A 1,472-nucleotide genomic window follows, 5' to 3' on the forward strand; every position below is an offset into this window, starting at 1 on the left:
GCATCGCCTGCGGCGTCGACGGCATCGGCACCCTCAACGTGACGATCGGCAAGCCGGCCTGACCGGGCCGGTTGGTGGCGCGTTAGCAAGCCATTAACCATAAACCGGGAGTATCGCGTTCGGGAGCTGATCAGGAGCTGCCGTGATGATGTCCGACTTCGGAAGATACCTTCTGGCTGTCCTCGCGACCGTGGCGTTTCTGGCCACGGCCCAGACTGCCGGCGGCCTGAGCTGGCGCGGCCAACCCCAGATCGCGATCGCGGCCAATCAGTAGTTAGTTCGACCTGAACTGCGGCCGAAACCGGCGCGGCTGAAAGCCGAGATCGCCCGCAGCCGGGCCGACGTCGAACGTCATGTTCTTCGCCATCCGTGTCGCCATCGTGGCCGACAGCCCAGGCAGTACCTTGACCGCCACCGGCAGAATCATCCGCCATGCCCAATCCGGCACCGGCACGATGATGCGCGGCAGGCCGAGCCCATCGAAAATCCGGCCGACCATCTCGCGATAGGTCAGCGTCTCGCCACCCGGCAGATTGTAGGTCTTGCCGATCGCATGCGGCCGCGCCGCGGCAGCAACCGCGGCTGCAGCCAGATCGTCGGCATGCACCGGCTGGCGCAGCCCCTCGCCGCCCGCCATCAGCGGAAAAAACCGGAAGCGACGGATCAGTCCGGCGATGCGACTCACATTGCCGTCGCGGCCTTCGAGATAGATCAGGGTCGGCCGGAGGACGGTGCAGCCGACATTGTGGGCCGCGCAGGCCGCGATGACGCGCGCTTCGCCGGCGCCCCAGTCGCGAATGAAAGCGCGTTCGTCGGGATCGGGCGTATCCCATTTGGTTTCGATGCTGGTCGAGGTGAACACCACAAGCCGGGTCATCCCGGCCGCCGCCAGCACCGGCACCGCATCAGCAACGCGCCCAACCGGCGCAGTCGCGAACACCACATCGAGCGGCGGCAGCGGGACACGGCCGAGATCTTCGAGATCTCCCGCGACCCAACTCACACCGTCGCCCGACCGCGGCTGACGCGACAGCCCTATTGGCTGCGCCCCTTCGGCGATCAGCCGGCGAACAATCGCGCCGCCAACCATTCCGGTGGCGCCTATGACGAAGGCCTGCGGCTTACTCATTGCGGCTCCACGGCTCGTCCCGGCAGAACGAAGCCGAGGTTTGATTCGCTGCTGTTGAGGGAGGTTGAATAGCAGGAAAAGCCGTACTCATGCGGGTACGATAAAGCCTGGACCTCACCTCATTGTCGCCGCCTCGCAGCGCGGGCTGAGGGCTGGCACCAGCGTCGGCGCCGAGTCGTGGCAGGCGCGGCAGATGACTCGGTTGCGGCCGGCGTGTTTGGCGTCGTAGAGTGCTTGATCGGCGGCCTTCATCAGGTCGGAGACATCTTTCATCCCCGGCAGCGCGGTGGCGACACCGATGCACCCCGTCGCCGGGATCGCATGCGCGGCGACCACCAGAGCG

3 protein-coding genes are annotated in these 1,472 nt (G+C 66.4%); 1 reads left to right on the plus strand and 2 read right to left on the minus strand.

What is annotated here, in order from left to right; genetic code table 11:
- Nucleotides 1-145: 145 nt before the first annotated feature.
- Nucleotides 146-274, plus strand: a complete 129-nt coding sequence (locus tag DYI24_RS28595) for a hypothetical protein (RefSeq protein WP_263989448.1) — start codon at nucleotides 146-148, stop codon at nucleotides 272-274.
- Here the strand turns inward: DYI24_RS28595 and DYI24_RS26480 are convergent, their stop codons facing one another.
- Together DYI24_RS26480 and DYI24_RS26485 are read right to left on the minus strand one after the other, a co-directional pair.
- Nucleotides 275-1,129 (minus strand): NAD-dependent epimerase/dehydratase family protein, encoded by an 855-nt coding sequence (locus DYI24_RS26480; RefSeq protein WP_164574433.1) that lies wholly within the window; start codon nucleotides 1,127-1,129, stop codon nucleotides 275-277. It abuts the gene before it with no gap.
- A gap of 114 nt (nucleotides 1,130-1,243) precedes the next feature.
- Nucleotides 1,244-1,472, minus strand: a 229-nt coding sequence (locus tag DYI24_RS26485; RefSeq protein WP_164574439.1) for a diguanylate cyclase domain-containing protein, incomplete at its 5' end; no start/stop codon positions are given.

Source organism: Rhodopseudomonas sp. BR0C11, assembly GCF_010820945.1.
GTDB classification, from domain to species: domain Bacteria; phylum Pseudomonadota; class Alphaproteobacteria; order Rhizobiales; family Xanthobacteraceae; genus Rhodopseudomonas; species Rhodopseudomonas palustris_H.